21 protein-coding genes are annotated in these 23333 nt (G+C 63.7%); 9 read left to right on the top strand and 12 right to left on the bottom strand.

Annotation, left to right across the window (positions count from 1 at the left end; translation table 11 throughout):
• Window positions 1-4: 4 nt before the first annotated feature.
• The 5 genes from WDS16_RS23760 to WDS16_RS23740 form a co-directional block, all read right to left on the bottom strand.
• Complete coding sequence (locus WDS16_RS23760) at window positions 5-892, bottom strand: carbohydrate ABC transporter permease (protein ID WP_338888231.1); 888 nt, start codon at window positions 890-892, stop codon at window positions 5-7.
• On the bottom strand, window positions 889-1818 hold the full coding sequence (locus WDS16_RS23755; protein ID WP_338888229.1) for a sugar ABC transporter permease: 930 nt from the start codon (window positions 1816-1818) through the stop codon (window positions 889-891). The genes WDS16_RS23760 and WDS16_RS23755 overlap by 4 nt, the downstream gene beginning before the upstream one ends.
• A gap of 178 nt (window positions 1819-1996) precedes the next feature.
• Window positions 1997-2938, bottom strand: coding sequence for a L,D-transpeptidase (locus tag WDS16_RS23750; protein ID WP_338888227.1), 942 nt, complete (start codon window positions 2936-2938; stop codon window positions 1997-1999).
• Window positions 2939-3055: 117 nt separating this feature from the next.
• A complete protein-coding gene (locus WDS16_RS23745) occupies window positions 3056-3661 on the bottom strand; it encodes an HdeD family acid-resistance protein (RefSeq protein ID WP_338888225.1) in 606 nt (201 codons plus the stop codon).
• A 13-nt stretch (window positions 3662-3674) separates the two neighbouring features.
• A complete protein-coding gene (locus tag WDS16_RS23740) occupies window positions 3675-4205 on the bottom strand; it encodes a DUF6764 family protein (protein WP_338888223.1) in 531 nt (176 codons plus the stop codon).
• Window positions 4206-4379: 174 nt separating this feature from the next.
• Between WDS16_RS23740 and WDS16_RS23735 the strand changes: the two genes are divergently transcribed.
• Genes WDS16_RS23735 through WDS16_RS23715 form a run of 5 tightly spaced genes read left to right on the top strand, consistent with a single transcriptional unit; the run spans window position 4380 to window position 8820 of the window.
• A complete protein-coding gene (locus WDS16_RS23735; protein WP_338888222.1) occupies window positions 4380-5174 on the top strand; it encodes a glycosyltransferase in 795 nt (264 codons plus the stop codon).
• Window positions 5171-6124: an acyl-CoA dehydrogenase gene (locus WDS16_RS23730; protein WP_338888220.1), complete on the top strand. Its 954-nt coding sequence runs from the start codon at window positions 5171-5173 to the stop codon at window positions 6122-6124. Before WDS16_RS23735 ends, WDS16_RS23730 begins: the two co-directional genes overlap by 4 nt.
• Window positions 6118-6885, top strand: coding sequence for a PIG-L family deacetylase (locus WDS16_RS23725; protein ID WP_338888218.1), 768 nt, complete (start codon window positions 6118-6120; stop codon window positions 6883-6885). The genes WDS16_RS23730 and WDS16_RS23725 overlap by 7 nt, the downstream gene beginning before the upstream one ends.
• A gap of 31 nt (window positions 6886-6916) precedes the next feature.
• Window positions 6917-7534, top strand: coding sequence for a class I SAM-dependent DNA methyltransferase (locus WDS16_RS23720; RefSeq protein WP_338888215.1), 618 nt, complete (start codon window positions 6917-6919; stop codon window positions 7532-7534).
• Between the two features lie 11 nt (window positions 7535-7545).
• A complete protein-coding gene (locus tag WDS16_RS23715; protein ID WP_338888213.1) occupies window positions 7546-8820 on the top strand; it encodes an EAL domain-containing protein in 1275 nt (424 codons plus the stop codon).
• Here the strand turns inward: WDS16_RS23715 and WDS16_RS23710 are convergent.
• Both WDS16_RS23710 and WDS16_RS23705 read right to left on the bottom strand, forming a co-directional pair.
• Window positions 8817-9680 carry a GAF and ANTAR domain-containing protein gene (locus WDS16_RS23710; protein WP_338888210.1) on the bottom strand — a complete coding sequence of 288 codons (864 nt, stop codon included), beginning with the start codon at window positions 9678-9680 and terminating at the stop codon, window positions 8817-8819. The two genes, WDS16_RS23715 and WDS16_RS23710, sit on opposite strands and share 4 nt — an antisense overlap.
• A gap of 52 nt (window positions 9681-9732) precedes the next feature.
• Entirely contained in the window at window positions 9733-10758 is a 1026-nt protein-coding gene (locus WDS16_RS23705; protein ID WP_338888209.1) for a zinc-binding metallopeptidase family protein, read from the bottom strand.
• Between the two features lie 274 nt (window positions 10759-11032).
• On the opposite strand from WDS16_RS23705, the gene nhaA reads away from it, so the two are divergent.
• Complete coding sequence (gene nhaA / locus WDS16_RS23700) at window positions 11033-12892, top strand: Na+/H+ antiporter NhaA (protein ID WP_422395709.1); 1860 nt, start codon at window positions 11033-11035, stop codon at window positions 12890-12892.
• A gap of 135 nt (window positions 12893-13027) precedes the next feature.
• On the opposite strand, the gene WDS16_RS23695 is transcribed toward nhaA, so the two are convergent.
• Window positions 13028-14110, bottom strand: a complete 1083-nt coding sequence (locus tag WDS16_RS23695; protein WP_338888204.1) for a DNA polymerase domain-containing protein — start codon at window positions 14108-14110, stop codon at window positions 13028-13030.
• Window positions 14111-15154: an ATP-dependent DNA ligase gene (locus tag WDS16_RS23690; RefSeq protein WP_338888202.1), complete on the bottom strand. Its 1044-nt coding sequence runs from the start codon at window positions 15152-15154 to the stop codon at window positions 14111-14113.
• Between the two features lie 127 nt (window positions 15155-15281).
• On the opposite strand from WDS16_RS23690, the gene lppU reads away from it, so the two are divergent.
• From lppU to ilvD, 3 genes are read left to right on the top strand one after another with little or no spacing between them, the layout of a single operon-like run.
• Window positions 15282-15896: an LppU family putative lipoprotein gene (gene lppU, locus WDS16_RS23685; RefSeq protein WP_338888200.1), complete on the top strand. Its 615-nt coding sequence runs from the start codon at window positions 15282-15284 to the stop codon at window positions 15894-15896.
• A gap of 8 nt (window positions 15897-15904) precedes the next feature.
• The gene (locus WDS16_RS23680) at window positions 15905-17350 is read left to right on the top strand and encodes an MFS transporter (protein ID WP_338888198.1); all 1446 of its coding nucleotides are present in this window, start codon (window positions 15905-15907) and stop codon (window positions 17348-17350) included.
• 44 nt (window positions 17351-17394) lie between these two features.
• Complete coding sequence (gene ilvD, locus WDS16_RS23675; RefSeq protein WP_338888196.1) at window positions 17395-19101, top strand: dihydroxy-acid dehydratase; 1707 nt, start codon at window positions 17395-17397, stop codon at window positions 19099-19101.
• A gap of 168 nt (window positions 19102-19269) precedes the next feature.
• Here the strand turns inward: ilvD and WDS16_RS23670 are convergent, their stop codons facing one another.
• The 3 genes from WDS16_RS23670 to WDS16_RS23660 form a co-directional block, all read right to left on the bottom strand.
• Window positions 19270-21414, bottom strand: a complete 2145-nt coding sequence (locus WDS16_RS23670) for an MFS transporter (RefSeq protein WP_338888194.1) — start codon at window positions 21412-21414, stop codon at window positions 19270-19272.
• Window positions 21415-21626: 212 nt separating this feature from the next.
• Complete coding sequence (locus WDS16_RS23665) at window positions 21627-22283, bottom strand: serine protease (protein WP_338888193.1); 657 nt, start codon at window positions 22281-22283, stop codon at window positions 21627-21629.
• A 100-nt stretch (window positions 22284-22383) separates the two neighbouring features.
• Entirely contained in the window at window positions 22384-23178 is a 795-nt protein-coding gene (locus WDS16_RS23660) for a DUF6319 family protein (protein ID WP_338888192.1), read from the bottom strand.
• Between the last annotated feature and the right edge of the window lie 155 nt (window positions 23179-23333).

Genomic DNA, 23333 nt, shown 5'->3' with positions numbered 1-23333 from the left:
TGAATCAGCCTTTGACCGCACCGGAGGTGAGGCCCTTGATCATGTGTCGTTGGAGTGCGAGGAAGATGGCAAGGATCGGCAGGATGGTCAAGATGGTGACCGCCATGACGGCACCCCAGTTGGTGTAGCCCTCGGTGTTCTGCAGGAGCGTCAGTCCGACGGGAAGCGGGGCGACCGAGGAATCGTCGGACATCAAGAACGGCCAGAGGTATTCGTTCCACTCGGTGACGATGGTGATGATCGCGAACGCCACCATCGTCGGGCCGGACAGCGGGAGGACCACCCGGAACAGCAACCGGAACGTCCCGGCTCCGTCCATTCGAGCGGCCTCGATGATTTCCGCGGGCAACGACAGAAAGTGGTTTCGCATCAGGAATGTGCCGAATGCGACGCCCGCCAGCGGAAGAATGATGCCCTGGAACGAGTTTCGCCATCCCAGGTCGGCGATCAGCGAGTAGTTCGAGATGACCGTGATCTGGTTGGGCACCATGAGTGCGGCGATGATGGCGAGGAAGACGACGTTCTTACCTGGGAAGCGCAGGAACACCAGGCCGTACGCACTGGCTACGCCGAGGACGAACTTGATCGACGCAGTGACGGTGGTGATGATCACCGAGTTCCGCAGATAGGTGAAGAACGGGACCTCGGTCGTCGCCTCGTCGTAGTTGTTCAGAGTGAGCGAGTTGGGCCACCAGGTCACCGGTTGAACGTAGATCTCACCGCGCTCCTTGAAGGAGGTGATCAGAATCCAGAACAGCGGGAGTCCGATCATGACGAGGACGAGAACCATTGCGATGTAGCCGAATACCGTCGACAGGCTGCGCTCACGCTGCGGGTCTTCGATCTTGACCGGCGCGGCAGCGGTCACGGACGGTTTTGCTGTCAGAGTCATCTCTGATCGTCTCGATCCATGATGCGTACCTGTACGAGGGTGACGATCAACAGAATGACGAACATGATCGTCGCGACCGTCGCACCGTAGCCGGCACGGAAATTTCGGAATGTCTCCTCGTACACCTGGAACACCATCGTGGTGGTGCCGTTGCCGAGCGGGCCGCCCCTGGTCATGACATTGATGATGTCGAAGACCTGCAGCGAGTTGAGCAGGACAGTGATCGAGAGAAAGAACGTCGTCGGACGAAGCTGCGGCAGAAGCACTTTCCGGAACGTCGTCCACTTGCTCGCGCGGTCGATCTCGGCTGCTTCCATCAGCTCCTTGCGCACACCTTGCAACGCGGCGAGGTAAATCACGAAGGTGTAGCCGAGGTTCTTCCAGAGGTAGGTCACCGTCACCATGAACAGCGCCCAACTCGGGTCCTGATAGAAGTCAGGCGAACTGAGTCCGACTCGATGCAGCAAGTCCTGCACCAGACCGAAATTGGGGTCGAACACGAACTGGAATGCGATTCCGATCGCTGCGCCCGAGATGACGAACGGCGCAAACACCGCAGAACGGACGAAGTTGCGGCCCCGTAGTTTTCGGTCCAGCAGCATGGCCAGAATCAGTCCGAATACGAGGCTGCCGACCACTGCGGCAATGGTGAAAACGACGGTATTGCCGACGATCGTCCAGGTGTCGTCGCGCGTGAACCACTCGCGATAGTTCGCGAACCCGACGAACGTCGACGTGGGCGAGGATAGGTTCCAGTCGTAGAAGCTGAACTGGAAATTCTCGACCAGCGGCCGGTAGGTGAACACGGCCAGCAGAGCGAGGTTGGGGCCTAGCAGGATCAGGAAAAGCGCGTAATCACTCCACGGCCTGCCGAAGAAGCTCCTCCGGCCTGCTGTGGGCAGCACTCGTTCCGTTGTTGTACTCACTGCGGAGACTGTGCGCACCCGCCGCGAACGAAAGGTGAACTATCAACTAATCAGGCATGGCCGTGGCGCAAAAAGCTCCAGTGCCCGAGGTCGCTCCGCTCCAGTGGCATGGTTGAGTGCACCCCAATGCACTTAACCGTGCCACTGGCGGCGGAGCCGCCCCGAAAGCCAGTGGAAACTACCGGTTCCAGTCGCCCAAACCGTCGGACCCGCTGAGCGTTCCGCCCGCAGTGTTGTTGACGACGACGGGGTCGCCCTTCTGGGAGTTCTCGAAGAACCACTTGCCGTCCTCGGTGCTGACATTGAGGCAGCCGTGGCTGACGTTGTCGTAGCCCTGCGAATCGACGGACCACGGTGCAGCGTGGATGAAGATGCCGCTGTAGGAGATTCGCGTCGCGTACTCGACGTACGTGCGGTAGCCCTCGGGCGAGTCGACGGGGACGCCGTACGTCGAAGAATCCATGTACATCTCACGGACGCGCTCGCCCACGATGTAGGTACCGTTCGGTGTCTCGTGCCCCGGCTTTCCGAACGATGTCGGCATGGTGCGAACAACTTCGCCGTTGCGCGTGACGGTGATGGTCTTGGTCGCGTCGTCGGCGGTGGTGATGACGGAATCTCCAGTGGAGAAGTCCGCGCGAGCGCCGCCGGCCTCGACGGTCACCTGGGTGTGCGCCGGGTAGAACTCGTTCGGGAGCCACCGAACCTGGGTGTCGTTGATCCAGTAGAAGTGCCCGTCCACGGCAGGGGAAGTTGTGACGCGAATCGCAGCTTCGGCAGCGCCGCGGTCACCGATTGCTTCGTTGAACCGGATCGCAATGGGCTGAGCGACGCCGACTACCTCACCGCCGCTCGGGCTGATCGAGGGATCGGAGAAGTTGGCCGGGGCCAAGCGCTGCTGCTGCGGCTCGGGGGCCGGCAACGGCTGTCCGGGATTGGAGGATCCGGAGCCTGGAATGTCAGGCCCACCAGGCCACAGCGGAGCTGCGTGCGCCGGAGACACGAGCGAGGCAGCCCCGAATGCAGCGATGGCCGCCGCGAGGGACAACCGAGTGACGAGTCTCCGAGGTGACCGCGGTGCCGAACTCTCACGTGACGCCATGTTCAAACGCAGTGTCATAACTGTTTTCCGATCCGTCCTACTCTTTCCGACCGCAGCCGAAACCAACCGTCATTAACACACACTTATCGCGCCTTTGGCGAATCGCGGAGAACTTCGAATAGTTCACAAGAGCTCCTACTGGAGCACTCCCGCTTTCTTCGCTGCCGAACGTACCTGGAAAGCGCTGACCACGAGCAGCACACCGAATACCAGCGCAAAGACGCCGATGAGCCAGACGATGCTCAGGATGCCGCTGATAGGGAAGAACACCAGAACCAGGCCGAAGACAAGTTCCAGAATGCCCGCGAACAACAGCATGCCCCAGTGCGATGCACCATCCAGTTTCCGCAAGCGAATGGAACCGGCGATCTCCAGGAGCCCGCCCATGATCGCCCAGATTCCGATCACGAACACCGCCGCGAGCGCAGTGATCTCGGGCCACACGAACGCTACGATTCCGGCCCCGAGGGAGACCAATCCTCCCAGGAGCCACCACACCCACCCGGATTCGACCTTGCGCGCGGAAATTGCCCGGTAGATCGCCGACAGCCCGTCGACGATCGCGTAGGCACCGAACACGACGACCAGTGCCCAGACGGTGACTGCAGGCCAGGCCAGCGCGACGATACCGAATATCACCGCGAAGATGCCGCGGATGAGCACTGCCCACCACAGGTCCTTACCGATCCGCAGCAGGGTTTCTTCGTTGGTCGAGAACGGGTTGGACGGTTGTGTGGACATGAGTACCTGCCTTCTACGAGGGCTGACTGGGGACGCTGGATCCGTCGGAGATACACATCTGACCGGTGCTGAAGTTGACGGCGACGCCTGCTCCCGCGTCGCACGTGACGCCCTCGGCGGTCGTACCGACGAAGGTCTGCCCTCTCGCCAGTGACAGCGCGAACGCGATCGCACCTGGGTCCGTCGACACGATCGCGACCGAATCTTGCCCGACCGACACAGCGCCGACATGCCCAGCCGACGTCTCCGCCGCAGCAACGCCACCCGAGTGGCCGAATCCGAAGGCGGCGCCACCTACCTCCGCTCTGGCAAATGCCACTGCGTCGTAGGCCCGCGCGAGGGCGGTCGAGACACCGTCGGTACGCACTCCGCACGCAGTGCCGTCGTCGTCCACCGCAGCCGTCGTCCCGGCGGGACCTGCGCAAGAGAGGTCGGCTGCGCCGGCTGCTCCGGGGGACGCAAGAGTGAGCGCCATAGCGGCACCGCTCACTCCAACGGCCAGAACGGCCGTCCTACCGAGACTCCGCGAGTCGAAGATCGCCACGAAAGCACCTTTCGCTGTCGATGACGCCGCCTCGTGTGGAGACATCACCATGTTTGGATTGTGCCACTGCGGGGGATCGCGTAAAGGGTCTTATGGACTCAATGGCACTCCGTCGAGTCACCGGCGGCACAATTGCACCGAATCGGACGTCCGAGCGAACGGAAAGCCCTGGCCATGGCTGTGTGGACTCCGATGCGCGTGCGGACTCGACTCGGATCCGCGGAGGGTGGATGTGAAGTGATCGATGTGCAACCGGAGATACGACGAGTAGTTGTCGTTGTGCCTGTTCACAACGAAGAGCTGTTGTTGGACGCGTGTCTGTCGGCGCTCGGGCAGGCGTGTGAGCGGGTCGGAGTCGAAACCCCGGTGGTCGAAACCCAGGCAATAGTCGTACTGGATTCCTGCACCGATTCCTCGCTCGACATCGCCCGAACTTGGTCCGACAAGATCGACGTCTCCGTGGTGTCGGTCGACCGACGCAACGTCGGAGCGGCGCGCGCCGCCGGGTTCCTGGCAGCCTTCCGCGACGCGCGCGTGTCCTCGTATTCCGACGTCTGGTTCGCCACGACCGACGCCGACAGCGAAGTAGGTGGCAACTGGCTGTCTTCGCAGCTCGCGCACGCCCGCCGAGGCGCTCGCGTCGTGGCGGGAACCGTGACGCCCGACTCCGACGGAGTCTCGCCCGCGTTGGCTTTGGCCTACGCCTCCGGCTACCGGCACCAGCCGGGTCATCGACATGTACACGGCGCGAACCTCGGATTCCGCGCGGACGCGTACTGGAGCGTCGGCGGGTTCGGAGCCCTGGCCACCGCCGAAGATGTCGATCTGGTCAGCAGGCTGGAGCACGCCGGCATCGACGTTCTCTATGCATCCGACGGGCCGGTTCGAACGTCGTCGCGGCGCGTAGGCCGGGCTCCCGACGGTTTCGCGGGACATCTGCGGGATCTCGAGTTGGCGATCGCGCAGTGAGCGCTGCACTCACCGACCGGCTGAAGCAATGGGTCGCCGACGAGGCCGGCGATCTTCCACTGCCGGGTGGCGGATTCACCGACACACGATGGCTGTCACTGGCAGCGCTCGGCCGCGAGGACACCGTTCTCGGACGTCTCGCCGAGGCCCATGCGGACGCGTTGGCGATCGTGGCCGAGCTGAACGGTCCGACACCGAAGCGTGGACAGATCTGGGGCGTGTGGGCCGCAGAACCACCGTCGCCCGTGCTCGAAGCGGCACAGGGAACGAACGGGTGGAAGCTGACCGGCGTCAAACCGTGGTGCTCCGGGGCCAATGTCTGCACGAATGCACTGGTGACGGCCCGTGTCGGTGATCGGTCGCGACTGTTTGCGGTCGACCTCACGCAGGATTGGTGTCGGCCCATCGCCAACACATGGCATGCGGTCGGCATGTCGAGGAGCGATTCGGGAACGGTTCGATTCGACGGTGCCCGCGCGGTCCCGGTGGGCGAGGTCGGCGCCTACGTCGAGCGTCCGGGCTTCTGGCACGGCGCGATCGGTGTCGCGGCAGTGTGGTTCGGTAGCGCCTGCGCAGTGGCGGATACGTTGCATACAGCCGTGCGATCCGGCTCCGACGCTCATGCACGGGCTCATCTCGGCTCGGTTGCCGCGGCACTGGGGGCAGCATCGAGTTCGTTGACGACGGCGGCAGCCGAAATCGATTTGGATCCAACCGATTCCGAAGGTCGTGGGCGCACCCGGGCGCGTATCGTGCGCGCGATCGTCGAGTCTGCATCGACGACGACGATCGATAGAGTCGGCCGCGCTCTGGGTGCAGCACCCCTGTGCGCCAACGGTGAACACGCACGGCGCGTGGCCGATCTGACGGTGTTTCTCCGCCAGAGCCACGCCGAGCGCGATCTCGCGGCGCTCGGTGAGGACATCGCGAAGGAGGAAAACCCATGGTAGAGAACGGCACAGCGGAAATCGACAGGACCTTCGACACGGTCGACCTCGGCACTCCCGAGGCCGAGTGGAGCGCCTGGAACCCGACGTTCACGCAGCTCGACCTCACTCGGTGCCGCGAGCTGATCGTCGTCGCCCCACATCCCGACGACGAGGTCCTCGGTGTCGGGGGCCTGATGTCGACGGCGGCAGCTGCGGGGATACGGGTATCGGTCGTCGCAGTCACCGACGGCGGCGCGTCACACCCGGGTTCACCGACCATGACGCCCGACCAGTTGATCGAAGCCCGGGCGAGGGAAGCGCAACGCGCGCTGCGGGAACTCGGGCTGGACGTCGATCCGATTCGCCTCGGGTTTCCGGATGGGGAACTCCCCGAGCACGAGGAAGAGTTGACTCGGGCGTTGACCGAGCTTCTGGCCGGTGGCCAGGGCACGTGGTGTCTGACCCCGTGGCGTGGGGATCGCCATCCCGACCACGAGGCAACGGCACGCGCGTGCATCACCGCAGCCAAGCGCGTCGGAATCGCGGTGCTGGAGTATCCGGTGTGGATGTGGCACTGGGCGCACCCCGACGATGCCGAGGTGCCGTGGGGCAGAGCGCTCGGCGTCGACCTCGCCGAACACATCGCCGAGTCCAAACGACGTGCGGTCCAGCACTTCACGACGCAGATCGAGCCGCTGTCGGAGCACCCAGCCGACCGTGCGATCCTGCCGCCGCACATCCTGGAACGGCTTGTTCGTAACCGCGAGGTGGTTTTCGCATGAATGCGGTACCGGCCGCGACCGTCGAGGCGGCATGACTCTGGACCAGAACTACTTCGACGCTGTCTACACCGAGAGCGCCGACCCGTTTCGGTTGGGCGACAACTGGTACGAGGACCGCAAGTATGCCCTTACCGTGGCTGCCCTACCCCGTGCGAGGTACCGCCGCGCCCTCGAACCAGGATGCTCGATCGGAATTCTGACCGAGAAGCTCGCCGCACGCTGCGATGCGCTCGTGTCCACCGACATCGTCGCCTCGGCTCTCGCGTCTGCCCAGGCCCGAGTCGACTCCGCGCAGGTGCGCTTCGTCGAGTGGTCACTGACGCAGTCCTGGGACGCGGTCGCCGAGGGTGGAACGTTCGATTTGATCGTGCTCAGCGAGGTCGGCTACTACCTGGACGGAAACGATCTACGCGCCGCGCTCGACAGCGCGATCGCCCATCTCGAACCAGGCGGAACGCTGTTGGCGGTGCATTGGCGGCACCCCGTCGCAGACTATCCACAGTCGGGTGACCAGGTCCACGGGATCATCGCCGCAGCCGACGGATTGGTTCGAATGGGCGGATATGTGGACGAGGATGTGATACTCGAAGTGTTCGCGGCCTCGACCGACAGACCTGACTCGGTCGCAAGAATCGAGGGCCTGGTATGACTGGGGGGACAATGACCGACGAGACATCGACTGGCAAGACATCGACGAATACCTACGACGGCGGCGCCCTCGAATCCCTCCTCGGTCCCGATAGCCTGAACACCGATTTCGCGCCCATCGTCGATTTGCTGACCCGGGAGGTCATCGGCTACGAGGCCATCGTCAGCGGGCCGGCAGACTCCGCGTTCGCGAACCCCGCTGCACTGTCCTCGGCGGCACGCGCCATGGACATGACCGTCGACCTCGATCTTGTTCGATGGTCGGGGGCGGTGGCCGGCGCAGCCCGAATCGAGTCGTTGCAGAATTTGCCGCTGTTCATCGCAATCGATCCGGACACGCTTCCTCATCTTCCGGACCGGGGAGACGTCGCTTCGGGAACAGCCGTGCTTCAACTCGACGAGACATCGTTGATTCGTCGGCCCTCACAGTTGCTGCGGGCCGTGGCAGATGTGCGACGGCTCGGCTGGGCGATTGCCGTCGACCATGTCGGCGTGCGCCCGGAGTCGCTGGCCCTGCTTCCGCTGCTGGAACCCGATGTGGTCAAGCTCGACCGAACCCTCATCACGCGGAGGCCGAGCAGGTTCACCGCGCGGGTGGTCAACGCCGTGGCCGCATACACCGAACGCACCGGGGCCATTGTCATGGCCGAAGGAATCGACACCGAGGACGGCATCGGCACAGCGATCGCATTGGGCGCCCGCGTCGGACAGGGGAAGTTCTTCACCGACCAGAACCCGGTTCCGGTCGAACCGTCGAAACGCTTGTCGTCGTTGAATTTTCGTACATCACCGGGTCGCGGATCGCTGCCGAGATCGTCCCCGTATCAGCTGGCCGCAGCGGGGAGGGTGTCGAAGCCGTCCACCAAGGGGTTGCTGGTCGAAGTCAGCAAGGGACTCGAATCGATCGCCAGCCAAAGCCTTCAGACCGCGGTGATCCTGGGCTCGTTCGAGAAGCGGGAGCATTTCACCGAGCTCACCGCCCGACGCTGGGAAGTCATGGCGTCGAGGGCGGCACTCGTGGGCGCCTTGGCCGTCGGCATCGATGCCGAGCCCGCGCCCAAGGTTCGTGGAGCCGACCTGGCCGAGGACGATCCAGTACGAGAGGAATGGGTGGTCGTCGTACTCTCACCACACTTCTCGGCCGTACTCGCCGCGAAGGACATGGGCGACACCGGACGAGATATGGACAGACGCTTCTCCTACGTGCTCAGCCACGACCCAGCACTGACAGTGGACTGCGCGCGAAGCCTGCTGCTCAGGTTGCCCGTCGAACGAACCGGTCTCTAGCGGTCTGCGCCCGCGGTGACGCCGTCCGCTGCATCGACGCCTTTTCCTTCACCGACGACTTTCCCCGCGCCGATTCCTTTTCCTGCTTCCGCGCTGTTCTCGGCGTCCGCGACGACCTGGTGTGCGAGATCGGCGAGCCGGGTGTTCGTGTCCTGAGACAGCTTGGACAGCAGCGCGAATGCTGCCTGCGCGCCCAGACCGTACCGTTCCATCAGCATGCCTTTTGCTTGGCCGATGACGTCGCGGGTGGTCAGCGCCGCGCGTATCTGCTGCTCCTCCCGAGCACTCGAGAACGCGATCGCGGCATGCGCGGCGAACAGTGCGCCGATGGATTCGGCGTCCTCACCGAATGCACGCACCTGCGTCGAGTGCAGGTTGAGCGCACCGAAGTTGTAGCCCTCCACGTACAGCTGGAAGCAGATCATGCTCTTGACGCCCAGCCGGGACGCCTCTGCCGCGAAGCGCGGCCAGCGATCCTCGCTGTCCATGTCGTCGATGCGAATGGTCCTCTGCTCGATGGCCGACTCCAGGCACGGGCCCTCGCGCAGAGTCTCCTGCACTGCGTCGCACTCCGCCGCCAGCTCGCCCGCCAGGGCCGCGCTGTGCACGAACTGGCCGCGCAACACGGTGGTGATACTTGCCGATTCCGCCGCCGGAACGTTCACGACAGCGGACTCGGTGATGGCGAGGAGCGTCCGATCGGGGTCGCTGTGCTCACGTCGGAGCGCCCTGGCCACCGCAGCCATCCGCTGCCCGAGGTCGGGGGCAGGCGCAGGAGTCGGGACAAGGGGCGGGTCGGGGTCGACGACCGCCGCCGACTGCATGTCTTCATCGAGAATCTGCTCGCTGATGGGAACCACCTCCGCCGAAGCTCCTCCCGGCCGGTGGCCGGGAGGCATACAATACCCTCGTTCAGAGCGCACTTGGTGCAATGAGCTGGTGAGCGAACCGCATCTTGTCCAGCACGGTCGGTGGCAACACGAACGGGTACAGGTCCTGGTGCCCCATCGATCGGTTGATCTGGTTGAGCGCCCAGGACAGCGGCAGCCACCAGTCGATGATCTGATCGAAGCCGACATCACCCGGCAGCGGGCTGTCCAAAGTCGAGCCTGCAGGCGCCATACCGAACGCTGCGGCGGTGTCGAGCGTATCCCTGATGTGTAGGTAGTGCGCGAACGTCTCGGCCCAGTCCTCGGCCGGGTGCATCGTCGCGTACGAGGAGACGTAGTCGTCCTCCCAGTTGTCGGGAGCTCCTTCGTTGTAGTGCCGGTCGAGCGCGGCTTGGTAGTCGTCGTCGGGGTTGCCGAACAACTCTTCGAAGCGTGACCGGTTCTCACCGGTCCCGACGAGCACCATTTGGTAGTAGTGGCCGATTTCATGCCGGAAATGGCCGACGAGCGTCCGGTACGGCTCGGACATCGAGACTCGCAGCTGCTCGCGGTGGACGTCGTCGCCCTCCGCAAGATCCAACGTGATGAGACCGTCCGCGTGGCCGGTCATCACCTGAGTGTTCGCACTCGACAGTAGATCGAATGCCAGTCCCGTCGCGGGATCCTCGTCGCGCCCGACAATCGGCAGCCCCAGCTCGGTCAGTTCGAGAACCACCCGTCGCTTGTTGGTTTCGGCGTCGGCATAGGCCGCCATTGCATCGAGGTCGTCGTCGGCGGGTCGGGTGCGGGTCAGCCTGCACGAGACGCAGAGCTCCTCGCCCTCTTGGGTATCGACGAGCCAATTGCACTTCGCCGTGCTCAGGTTGCCGCACACCTTCCACGCAGCTCCGTCGACCTCGACCTCGGCAGCACCGTCGGCGGCCTTGTCCGGGAGCACGAGCAGCGTGCGCGAGGGGAGGTGGAAGCCGAGAGCACTGTGGCAGTTGAGACACAGCGAGTTCTCGAAGGACAATTTCTGACCGCATTTGCGGCAGACCAAGGCACGCATGATCCCGACTTCCTGAATTCCGATGCTTAGTGAGCAGAACGATCAATGGTTGCCTGCGAATATGTCGACAACGCCATATATTCCCTACGGCAGGGGTAACAGAAACATCACGATTGCATAACGCAGATCAGCGGCGATGGAAGCAATTGCTGCGGTACCGCGTTGGCTTGCAGTGCGCGGCTCCCGGACTACTGCGAGAGTAGTTCACGCAACAGGGCCGCCGGAGGGGATTTTCACAGATGAACACGTCCACGATCCCTGGAGCACGCTGACGATGGCAGATATGACACCCGCTACTTCGCCGGTCCGGCGGTTCGCCCAGCGACTCACCGAAGCCAGGGGAGCCAAGAACAGCGAGACACTCGCAGCAGGATTCCTCCTCGCCGCCACCGTTGCAGCACTCCTGTGGGCCAACTCGCCGTTCGGCGAGACCTATCAGACCTTCTGGCACACCGAACTGTCGATCTCCATCGGTAACCACGGAATCTCACTCGACCTTGCGCACTGGGTCAACGACGGACTCATGGCCCTGTTCTTCTTCGTCGTAGGCCTGGAGGTCAAGCGCGAGTTCGCGATGGGCGAACTCACCGATCGTTCCCGAGCCAGCATTCCCATCGTCGCAGCCCTCGCCGGGCTCGCGATTCCTGCACTTCTGTTCCTGGCGCTCAACCCGTCCGGCGAGGCGGCAGGCGCGTGGGGCGTCGTCATCTCGACCGATACCGCATTCGTTCTCGGCGCTCTGGCCGTCGTCGGGCCGAAGAAGGCAGCGCGACTGCGCATCTTCCTGCTGACGCTCGCAGTTGCCGACGATGTCGGGGCGCTGGCGATCATCGCCTTCTTCTACACCGACACACTCGAAATAATGCCTCTTGCATTGGCATTCGTCGGACTGGCAGCCATCGCACTGCTACGGCGGCTCGAAGTCTGGCGCGGTATCGGATACTTCGTCGTCGCGATAGCGACGTGGGTGGCCTTCTTCGAATCCGGTGTCCACCCGACGCTCGCGGGTGTCATGATCGCATTGATCCTCCCGGTGTACCCACCGAGACGAAGCGAAGTCGAACGGGCCTCGGACCTCGCTCGTGCCTTCCGACAGTCGCCCAATCCCGAGTACGCGCGAGCCGCCAGACTCGGACTCGACCGAGCAGTGTCGGTCAACGAACGCTTGATGCGGCTCTACCAGCCGTACACGGCGTTCATCATCGTGCCGATCTTCGCGCTGGCGAACGCGGGCGTCGTACTGAGCGGTGAGACGCTCCGCGCGTCGGCCACCTCACCACTGACGTGGGGAATCATCGTCGGCCTCGTACTGGGAAAGCTCATCGGAATCACCGGTGCTGCAGCACTGTTCGCCAAGATGAAACCGTCCGCGCTCGCACCTGGGTTGTCCCTCTCGCACATCGCCGGCGGTGCCGCGCTGTCCGGGATCGGCTTCACGATCTCACTGTTCATCGTCGACCTCGCCCTCGACGACGAACTGCTCGCCGACGAGGCACGTGTCGGCGTCCTCGCGGCATCGGTGATCGCGGCAACACTCGGATGGCTGCTGTTCCGGATCGACGCACGCATTCATCCGCCGCGGCAGGAGAGCTCGCACCGCATTCTGCGTCCGGTCGACCCGAAACGCGATCACATCCGCGGGCCGGTGGACGCGCCCCTGACGATCGTCGAGTACGGCGACTTCGAATGCCCGTTCTGCAGCAAGGCAACCGGCAGCATCCGAGAGGTTCGCCTGCACTTCGGTGACGACGTTCGCTACGTGTTCCGGCACCTTCCACTCGACGACTACCATCCGTATGCGCGATACGCAGCGCACGCAAGCGAAGCAGCGGCCGCTCAGGGCAAGTTCTGGGAGATGGCCGATGTGCTGTTCGCGCACAGCGACGCACTCGAACCCGACGACATCGACGGCTACGCGCAAGAACTCGGACTCGACATGGAACGGTTCGAAGACGATCTCCGCACCGGCGACTACGTGGTCCGGGTCGAAGACGACGAACTCGATGCCGCGTCCAGTGACGTCGACGGAACACCGACGTTCTACCTCGGCCTAGGTGACCGAAACCTGATCCGTCACACCGGACCGTACGACGCCGCATCGCTCATCCGCGAGTTGGAGGCGTATCGGGCGTGAGGCGGCGACTGTCCTGCCGCGGCTCCGCCGCAGTAACTCTGGGCGGCTCCGCCGCAGTAACTCTGGGCGGCTCCGCCGCAGTGGCACGATTGGGTAGGTCAGAGTGCACTTAACCGTGCCACTGCGCCGGAGGCGCTACTCGACGCGATTCCCCTGCTCATCCCAGTGCTCGGCGACCTTCTTCGACGGCTGAACGCGAGGCGGCTCACCGGGCATCTTGGGATAGTCGGGTGGGAAATTGAGTTCCCCACCCGGCAGGGTTTCCCACAGTGTCAGCAGAGGTTCGAGCGAATAGGCCGTGGCGTCCATGTCCTCCCACGGGTCGCCGTCCGCGAGATGGCCGGGCACGGTCACCAGATTGAAGTCGCGGGGATCGGTGACGGATGCGAGCTGCGACCACGTCATCGGCGTACTCACCGGGGCGCCCGGTCTGGCGCGCAAGCTCCAGGCGCTCGCGATGGTGCGGTCCCGGTTGTTCTGGTTGTAGTCCAGAAAGATGCGTTCTCCGCGTTCTTCTTTCCACCACGCGGTCGTGACTCCGTCGTCTCGGCGCTCCAGTTCTCTGCCGAGCCCGATGGCCGCGTGCCGTACCTGCTCGAACGTGTAGTCGGGCTCGATCCGTACGTAGATGTGGATCCCCCGGTTTCCACTCGTCTTCGGATACCCACGAAGACCCAGCTCCTCCAACAGCTCACGGGTCAGCTCCGCCACCCGCTGGGCGTCGGCGAACGTCGTTCCCGGCTGGGGGTCGAGGTCGAGTCGGAGCTCGTCGGGGTGGTCCACGTCAGGCCGGCGCACAGGCCACGGATGGAACGTCAGGGTGCCCATCTGAGCTGCCCACACCGCGGCAGCGGATTCACTCGGACACAGTTCTTCTGCGGTCCGTTTGCTCGGGAACGCGATCTTGACCGTCTCGATCCAATCGGGTGCTCCCTTGGGCAGGCGCTTCTGATAGAAGCCGTCGCCGTCCTTGTCCTGCGGCCCCACCGCAAGTCGCATTCCCTCCCGGTAGCCGTCCGGCCACCGTTCCATGGCGGTCGGACGTTCGCCGATCACCCGCATCAGCGGTTCGCCGATGGCTGCGTAGAACTCGCATACCTGCAATTTGGTGATCTGCGGTGTGCGATCGGTGGCTTCGTAGATGATGCGGTCCGGACTCGATACCCGAACCTCGCGCCCGCCTGCATCCACGAACGCAGGCGGCGTCTTCGCGGCCATCTAGATCCCTCCTGCAATGACATCGGCGACGTCGTAGCTCACAGGGACTTCGAGTTGCTCGTACGTGCACGACTTCGGATCACGGTCCGGACGCCAGCGCAGGAATCGTGCTGCATGGCGGAGCCGTTCACCTTCCATCTGGTCATAGGCCACTTCGATGACGCGTTCGACGCGTAGCGGGACCCAGCTGCGATCCTTGTTCGACGTCCACCGATTGGCCTCCGCCGACTTCGGCTCTTCACCGGTACGAAGCGGTTGTAGCTCCTCGAGGATTTCCACTCGTCGCTTGTCGGTGAATGCCGAGGCCCCTCCGATCATCCTGAGTTCGTCACCGTCGTACAGACCGAGAAGAAGTGACCCTATTCCATTGCCGGACTTGTGCACTCGGTATCCGATCAAGGCACAGTCCGCCGTCCGCGCGTGCTTGATCTTGATCATCTCGCGCTTGTTCGGCAGGTACACGCCGTCGAGCTTCTTTGCTACGACACCGTCGAGTCCGGCCCCCTCGAACCGTTCGAACCAATCTTGCGCGGTTGCTGCATCGTCGGTGGTGCTGGTCACCTGGCAGCGGTCACCGCCACTCATCACCTCCAACAACTGTGTCCGACGCCTGCTGAACGGCTCACCCATCAGATCCGTCGTCCCGTAGGCGAGCAGGTCGAAGCCGACGAACATCGACGGTGTCTTCTCGGCCAACATCTGCACACGAGAATCGGCAGGATGAATTCGCTCCGACAGCGCATCCCAGTCGAGCCGAGTGCGACCCTCGATCTCGCGCGGAACGACGATCTCACCGTCGACGACGACCCGCTCTGGCAGCTCCTCCCGTACGGATTCGACCAGCTCCGGAAAGTAGCGGGCCAAGTCCTTGCCGCCGCGGGAGCCGAGAATCACCTCGTCTCCGTCGCGAAAGACGATTGCTCGAAAACCGTCCCACTTGGGTTCGTACGACCACTGCGGCGGTCCGTCGGACGGTTGAGCAGGCACAATTTTGGCCGCTTTGGCGAGCATCGGCGCGAGCGGCCACGAAATCGGTAGGTCCACGGGGTAATACTGCCTGACCGACCACGGGTTGGACGTAATTTCTTTCACCCCCCGAAATCGGCGCAGAAGGGATATTTTTACTGGGCTTCCAATTTTGTGCAGACTCCCAAGGATCAAAGGACCGATCGTGACCCCCCTCTACCGAACGCTCCGCGGCGCAGCGCTCACCGTGATGGCCTGCAGCACCCTTCTTCTCGCGGGCTGCGGTTCCGACGTCACTCCGCGGGCGATTCCTGCTTCCGATGACGTCGCGACCTCGTCGTCGAGCACCGGCCAGACCACTACGAGCGCCGCCCCATCCAGCCGCGGAGGTGGTGACTTCGGTGGCGATGTCGACATCGACGTGGAGATCGGCGAATGCGTCGAACTCGGCGGCACGATGACAGCAGCAACGATCGACAACGCGACGTGCGGTAGTCCCGACTCCAACTACAAGGTGGTCGGCAAAGCACCGACCAACGCCGAGTGTGTGTCGGACGTCGACCAGTACTACTACGAGACCTTCGACGACGTCGAGCAAGGCGCATTGTGTCTCGACGTCGACTGGGTAGTCGGTGGCTGCATGGACTTTCCGGTCGCCGATGATCCCGAACGTGTCGAATGCAGCTCACCGGGCTTCGACACCGTCCGAGTCGTCGAGATACTGGACGGCACGACTGAAGTGAACGACTGCGCGTCCGATGCGACCAGCGGGTTCTCCTACGACGAACGGAACTTCATCGTCTGCGTGGAGGATATCTAGCTCACGTCATGGTCGCCGGTTCGGTTCCGCTGAAGTCTGCTCGTGGTCGATGGATAGTCACCGGTTGCGTGCTCGGATCTTCACTGGCCATGCTCGATGCCACCGTCGTGAACGTGGCACTCCCCGACATCGGCAGGGATCTCGGGTCCGGCGTGACCGGTCTGCAGTGGACGGTGAGTGCATACACGCTGACGCTCGCGTCGTTCATCTTGCTCGGCGGTTCTCTCGGGGACCGTCTCGGTCGTCGAAGAATCTTCGTCTGGGGAACCGTCTGGTTCGCACTGGCCTCGATTCTGTGTGGGCTGGCGCCGAGCGTCGAGGTGCTCGTCGCTGCTCGGTCCGTCCAGGGCATCGGTGCCGCCCTGCTGACGCCGGGAAGCCTTGCCTTGATCTCGGCGTCCATCCGTGAAGAGGACCGAGGCGCAGCGATCGGATTGTGGTCGGGTTTGGGCGGTGTCGCATCGGCCGTCGGACCGTTGCTCGGAGGCTGGCTCGTCGATGCCGTCGGGTGGCGCTCGGTGTTCTGGCTCAACATCCCGCTGGCCATCGTCGTGGTGTGGGTGGCAAGCAAGCACATACCCGAGAGCCGCGACCCTCATGCCGAGGGCAAGCTCGACGTCGTCGGCGCCGGTGTCGTTGCCGTCGCACTCGGGCTCTTGACCTACGGATTCATCGGCGCATCGCCGACGACGGTGGCGCTGGGTGTCGTGGCCGTCGGGGTGTTCGTCGTCGTCGAAATCAGGTCGCCGAATCCACTCGTGCCGCCGTCACTGTTCGGGTCCCGAGTCTTTCTCGCCGCGAATCTGGTGACCTTTGCGGTCTACGCCGCACTCGGTGGAGTGTTCTTCCTGCTGATTCTGCAGCTCCAGTTGGCGCTGGACTATTCACCGTTGGCCGCGGGGGTCGCGACGCTGCCGATCACCGCGTTGATGCTCGTGTTGTCGGCTCGGGTAGGCCGACTCGCGCAACGCATCGGGCCGAGACTGCCCATGACCGTCGGCCCGCTCGCCGCCGCCGCGGGACTGCTGCTGATGCTTCGAATCTCGCCAGGTGCCGGCTACCTCGCCCACGTGTTCCCCGCTGTGGTCGTCTTCGGGTTCGGTCTCTCGATCCTTGTCGCGCCGCTGACCGGAGCGGTGCTGGCTGCGGTGTCCACCGACCGCGCGGGCACAGCATCGGGCGTCAACAACGCCGTTGCTCGTACGAGCCAGCTCCTCGCCGTCGCCGCGTTGCCCGGACTGGCGGGCATTTCCGGTGCTGACTACGACGTTCTCGAGGTCTTCTCCGACGGATTCCACCTCGCGATGATCATGTGCGCAGGTCTGTTGATTCTCGGCGCACTCATCGCCGGCCTCATGATTCGGGCCGCGCCGAGATCGGATCCCGACGCGGTCGACTGCCTCCCGCACTGCGACCCGTCGTCCCCGGCGGTCAGTCCTCACGAGCAGGTTTAGGCTTGTCACCTAGCCCCAATATCGAAATACAGGTCAGGAGTGCCATGTCGACCGAGAACGATTCACCGGACATCAAGCCACGGAGCCGCGATGTCACCGACGGGTTGGAAAAGACCGCGGCCCGAGGCATGTTGCGTGCCGTCGGAATGGGCGACGAAGACTGGCCGAAGTCGCAGATCGGCGTCGCATCCTCGTGGAACGAGATCACCCCGTGCAACCTGTCTCTCGAACGCCTCGCCAAGGCCGTGAAAGTCGGGGTCCATGCGGCCGGCGGATTCCCGCTCGAGTTCGGGACCATTTCGGTGTCCGACGGCATTTCGATGGGCCACGAAGGAATGCACTTCTCGTTGGTCTCACGTGAGGTCATCGCCGACAGCGTCGAGACGGTCATCAGTGCCGAACGCCTCGATGGATCAGTGCTCCTCGCGGGCTGCGACAAGTCCCTCCCTGGAATGCTCATGGCCGCGGCTCGGCTGAACTTGGCGAGTGTATTTCTCTACGCCGGTTCGACCCTGCCCGGTTTTGCAACCCTGTCCGACGGCAGCGAACACCAGGTCACCATCATCGATGCGTTCGAGGCGGTCGGCGCGTGTTCACGCGGCTTGATGTCACGCGAAGACGTCGACACCATCGAACGTGCAATCTGCCCCGGCGAAGGCGCCTGCGGTGGAATGTACACCGCGAACACGATGGCCAGCGCCGCCGAGGCACTCGGTATGTCGTTGCCCGGCAGCGCATCTCCACCGGCACCCGATCGACGACGCGACCAGTTCGCGCACGCGAGTGGCGAAGCAGTGGTGGAAATGCTGCGTCGCGGCATCACCGCTCGCGACATCATGACGAAAGAAGCATTCGAGAACGCCATCGCGGTCGTCATGGCTTTCGGCGGCTCGACCAACGCGGTGTTGCACCTGCTCGCCATCGCACACGAAGCAGAGGTGGAACTGACGCTCGACGACTTCACCCGCATCGGCTCCAAGGTTCCCCACCTCGCTGACGTCAAACCGTTCGGCAAGCACGTCATGACCGACGTCGACGCCATCGGCGGGGTACCGGTCGTCATGAAAGCGCTTCTCGACGCCGGGCTCCTGCACGGCGATTGCCTGACCGTCACCGGAAAGACCGTCGCCGAGAACCTCGCTCACATCGCCCCGCCAGATCCGGACGGCAAGGTTCTCCGCGCGATGAGCGAACCGATCCACCCGACGGGAGGGATCACGATCCTCAAGGGCTCACTTGCACCAGGCGGTGCCGTCGTGAAGTCCGCAGGTTTCGATTCCGACGTATTCGTCGGCACTGCACGCGTTTTCGAACGTGAACGTGCAGCGATGGACGCGCTGGAAGACGGAACCATCGCCGCAGGCGATGTGGTCGTCATCCGCTACGAAGGCCCCAAAGGTGGACCGGGCATGCGTGAGATGCTGGCCATCACCGGTGCGATCAAGGGCGCGGGCCTGGGCAAGGACGTTCTGCTCCTGACCGACGGCCGCTTCTCCGGAGGCACCACCGGCCTGTGCGTCGGGCACGTGGCACCCGAAGCCGTCGACGCCGGCCCCGTCGCCTTCGTGCGCGACGGCGACCAGATCCGCCTCGACGTCGGGAAGGGGACTCTCGACCTGCTCGTCGACGACGCGGAACTCGAAGCACGCAAGCAGGGTTGGGCGCCCCTTCCGCCCCGCTACACCCGCGGAGTGTTGGCGAAGTACGCCAAGCTCGTCGGATCGGCGTCGGAGGGTGCGGTGCTGATCTAGGGGTGCTGGTGGTGGCCGCCCCGCGATCGCTTGAATGGTACATCCATACGATCAGATAGCTGCGAAGGTCCAGTCAAGCGATCCGAGCGCCCGCTCACCATCGCTTGGATGGTCCATTCATACGATCAGATAGCATGGAAGGTCCATTCAAGCGGCGGCTCGGCGGAACTACAACGGCATCGCCCAGACCGAGCTCGACCGCTCCTCGAGCTCGGTGCGCCTACGGTGGACCGAGTCGCCGTACTGGTAGAAGTTCAACTTGCTCGACCGGCTGACGGGTTTGGGTGCACGCCGCATGACGGGTAGCTCGGCGAGGTCGAGCGCAGCGTCGAGCTCCTCCTCCGCCGATTCTCTACGCTTTCGGGCGATGTCGGCGAGAGCAAGCTGATGGATGTTCAGGTGGCCCGAGTCTTCGAGCGCTGCCTCCTCTGCTGCGGCAGCTTGAACCTCGAACACCTTTGCCGCGAGCTGGTAGATGCTAGGTCGTGCGATTTCGTCCTCGGCCAAAAACATTGCAGCAGGCACAGTTTCGATAGTCGAAGGCTTCTCGACGGCCGGCTTGTCGTGCACGACGAGCGCGTGCTTCGGAGCCGACGGCTGATCGAGGAGTTGCTCGAGCTCGGCCACTTCCCGAGCCGCCCTCTTGTCGAACCCGACGGTCGCTGTGCCAGCCGACTCGAAATCACCCATCTCGAAGGCGGTCGGAACGACGGAGAGTACCGGCGTCGGAAGTGCTCGTCTGGTCGGAGCGGGAAGCAGAACTCCGACGATCACCGCACCGAGCGCGAAGACGACGGTGGCGATCAGCGAGGTATGCGTGACAGCACCGACGAACGAGCTGACCGCATTGGCCTGCAAGTTGTCCGCGTAGCCGGAGAGAAATGGGTTCTCCCGCATGATGTCCGCGACGATGACGGCTCCCGCAACCGAATCACCAGATGCCTCGATTGCCTGCGCGGCCTGCGCTGTCGGCTGACCGTCCGGTCCCTTACCGGGGAAACCCGCCAGGAAGTCGACGATGCCGCCGCGGTAGGTCGTCGCGAGGACGGAGCCCAATAGTGCGATTCCGAGCGAGCCACCCAGTTCGAGGGCGGTGTCGTTGAGTCCGCCTGCGACGCCCAGCTTGTTGTCCGGAAATTCACCCATGATGGCATCGGTGCACGGTGACACGCTGAGCCCGATTCCGATGCCGAGAAGCGACAGCACCGGCACGAAGTCCATATACGTTGCGGTTGTGTCGATTCCGAGCATGGACACCACCGAGAGTGTCCCGACCACCATGCCCGCGGTGACGGTGTATCTCATGCCGACCTTGGGCGTCAGCCACTGGGTGATGCCCGAGCCCACGAACACGGCCACCCCGAGGGGCAAGAGGTGCACTCCCGTCGACATCGGGCCGAAGTTCAGGACGAACTGAAGGTATTGCGCCACATAGTAGATGGCACCGAAGGTAACGAGGAAGAACAGCAACACGGCCAGCACTGCACCGCTGAGGACCCGTGAACGGAATGCCCGAACGTCGAGAAGCGGGTTGGGGTGCCGCAGTTCCCAGGCGATGAACGCGCCGATGCTCAGCACTCCGACGACAGCGAAGTACGTTGGACCGACACTCCATCCGAAGTGCATTCCCTCGATGATCGCGTACACCACAGTCGACACTGCAAGCACCGACAGCAGGCCGCCGAGCCAGTCGACCCTGCCGGGGTCCACCGCCCGAGACGGCGGCACCAACGCGATCGCGGCGGCGATAGCGAACATCGTGATCGGAACGTTGATGAGAAAACTCGAACCCCACCAATAGCTTTCGAGTAGCCATCCGGCAAGCAGCGGACCCATCGCGATCGCCAAGCCCGAGGTAGCCGCCCAGATGGTGACGGCAGTTGCGCGCTCGCGCTTGGGGAACGTCGCGACGAGAAGCGACAACGTGGCAGGCATGACGATCGCAGCGGCGACGCCCATCACGATTCGAGCAAGAATCACCCCGACCGTGGCGTCGGTCAACGCACCCGCAACCGAGCCTGCCGTGAAGATCAGCAGGCCCAACAGCAGTGCGCCGCGACGAGAGTACTTGTCCCCGATCACCCCGAACAGCAACATCAGTGCCGCGTACGGCACGGTGTAGCCGTCGATGACCCATTGCAGGTCACTGCTGGACAGATTCAGATCCAGCGTCATTGCGGGTGCCGCGACCAACAACGATGTGTTCGCCATGACGACGACCAGCAAACTCAGGCACAGCACCCCCAGCGCTGCCCAACGTTTCGCGTACGGTCTTTCCATCTCCTGGACAGGAGTCATCGCAAGCAGTGTCATGTGTGTTCCCCCCCCCTATGCACCACACGCGACACACCGCGAGCAGTGCTGTGCAGCCTAGGAAGGTTGCGCTAGGGTACGCAATTCTTTGTGGCGCCCGTTACACATGAGAACACCTGCTGACGTCCGCTACTTACCTCCGGATACGAATGTGCCACCGTGTCAATCGAACTGACGCGGTGGCACATTGATCCGCCGAAGGCGGGAAGAAACTACGGGATCGGTACGAACCCAGCTCCGACAGCGTTGCCGGCATCGATGTGACGCAGGATTGCGTCGATGTTGGTTCCGACCTGAGGGCCGAAGCACGCAACCCCGAGGTACGCGTTGACCATGCCGACCAGAGTGTTGCCGACGACGACCGGGCTACCCGAATCACCTTCGACGACACACAACTGTGACCACGTCTCCTGCGACTGCAGAATATCGCCGTACGCGACACCACAGGTGTTACCGGTGGTGCGGCCTTCCTTGCACACGATGTTCGGGAACGAGGCGGGCGGACCGATCTGTGAGATGGTCACGTTCCCGATGCGATTGACCGGAATGACCTTCGACCGGTCGAACTCGATGACTGCGTAGTCGTACTCCGGATTGGAGAACGCGATGCGTCCGACGACTCCAGCCGACGGGTCGTACTCCGGCACGATAGTTGCCCCAGCGCCACCGCAATGACCAGCGGTGAGACCGACGAGGCGGCCCTCACGGTCGTTGCCGATGGTCGTCAGTGTGCACTCGGCAGCGTTGTTCACGATAATTCCGGAACCACCCCCCAGTACCGCCGGAGCCGCAGCAGATGCGGTCCCGACGCCGAAGCTTGCAGCAAAAGCGGCTGCCGCCACGGCGACGAGCATGAACTTCTTCAACATGTATTCCCTCTCCAGCGGTGTCCGCAGAACCCTAGCAATAAGTATCACCAATGGACGAGTGCATGCCGTTTCGTGTCCGTTTCGTACGATGAGGACGCAGTCAGCGTTCGGACTCCAACGCCGCCAACGTCGACCGCGCCTCCTCGAGTTGACGGGACAACTCCGCAACTCGCGATGCAGCTTCTTCTCTGGCATGGGAAATGACGGCCTCCACGGCGTCGCGTGCGGAATCGTCGCCCAGTTCCCGCACCGCCCGAGATACCGATTCCGGCGAGACGGGTTGCGCCTTGCCAGGTCGGCGCGCTCCGTGGGTGACCGTCACGGACCAATCGTTGTCAGCTCCGGCATGGATGGTGACGCTGACGCTCTCCGGCCCTTTCTTTCCCTTCCGAGTTCCCGACGCTGTTGCCTTCGACGTTCCCACTTTCGACGTTCCCGCCGACGACGCTGCTGTGCCCGAAACTCCAGATCCCGACGCCCCAGATCCCGACGCCCCGGACGCCACCGCTGGCTTGCGCGCGGGCTTGGGCGGTGCGGGCTTGGGAGCCGGTTCCGTCCACTCCGCGATCTCCTGCTTCGCTGCGGGCTTCGCGACCGACGCCGCCGCCGATTTCGCAGCCGGTTTCGCAGCTGTCCCACCGGGCGAGTTACGAGTGATACGAAGTTCCTCCGCTTCGAAGGGCAGCTCGTCGTTGACGCCTTTCGGGCTGATGGTCACCGTGTTTCCGTCGATCGAGACAACCTTCGCCGAGGTGCCCGCCGGGAGCCCGAGGCTCGGCGTCGGCTCGATCAGGTACACCGTGGCACGGCGGCCTTCGGCGAGGGCGGTGGCCAGCGTCGCGAGATTCTCGCTCGTCAGGGATTCGTTCGCAGTCGATCTTCTACGCGGTGGCATCGGTAGCTGCCTTCTCTCGAAAGTGTTTGCGAATACTGTCCCACACCTCGCACCCACATTGGATCGAGGACGCGGACCTTGATTATCCGGTGTCGGATTTCATCTCGTCGGCCGCACCGTTCGGCGATACGGGCTCCGGATACGGTCCCGCTGCG

This window comes from Rhodococcus sovatensis (assembly GCF_037327425.1).
Lineage (GTDB): Bacteria > Actinomycetota > Actinomycetes > Mycobacteriales > Mycobacteriaceae > Rhodococcoides > Rhodococcoides sovatense.
Note: the sequence above shows the minus strand (reverse complement) of the source record. Positions and strands in the feature narration are given on the sequence as shown.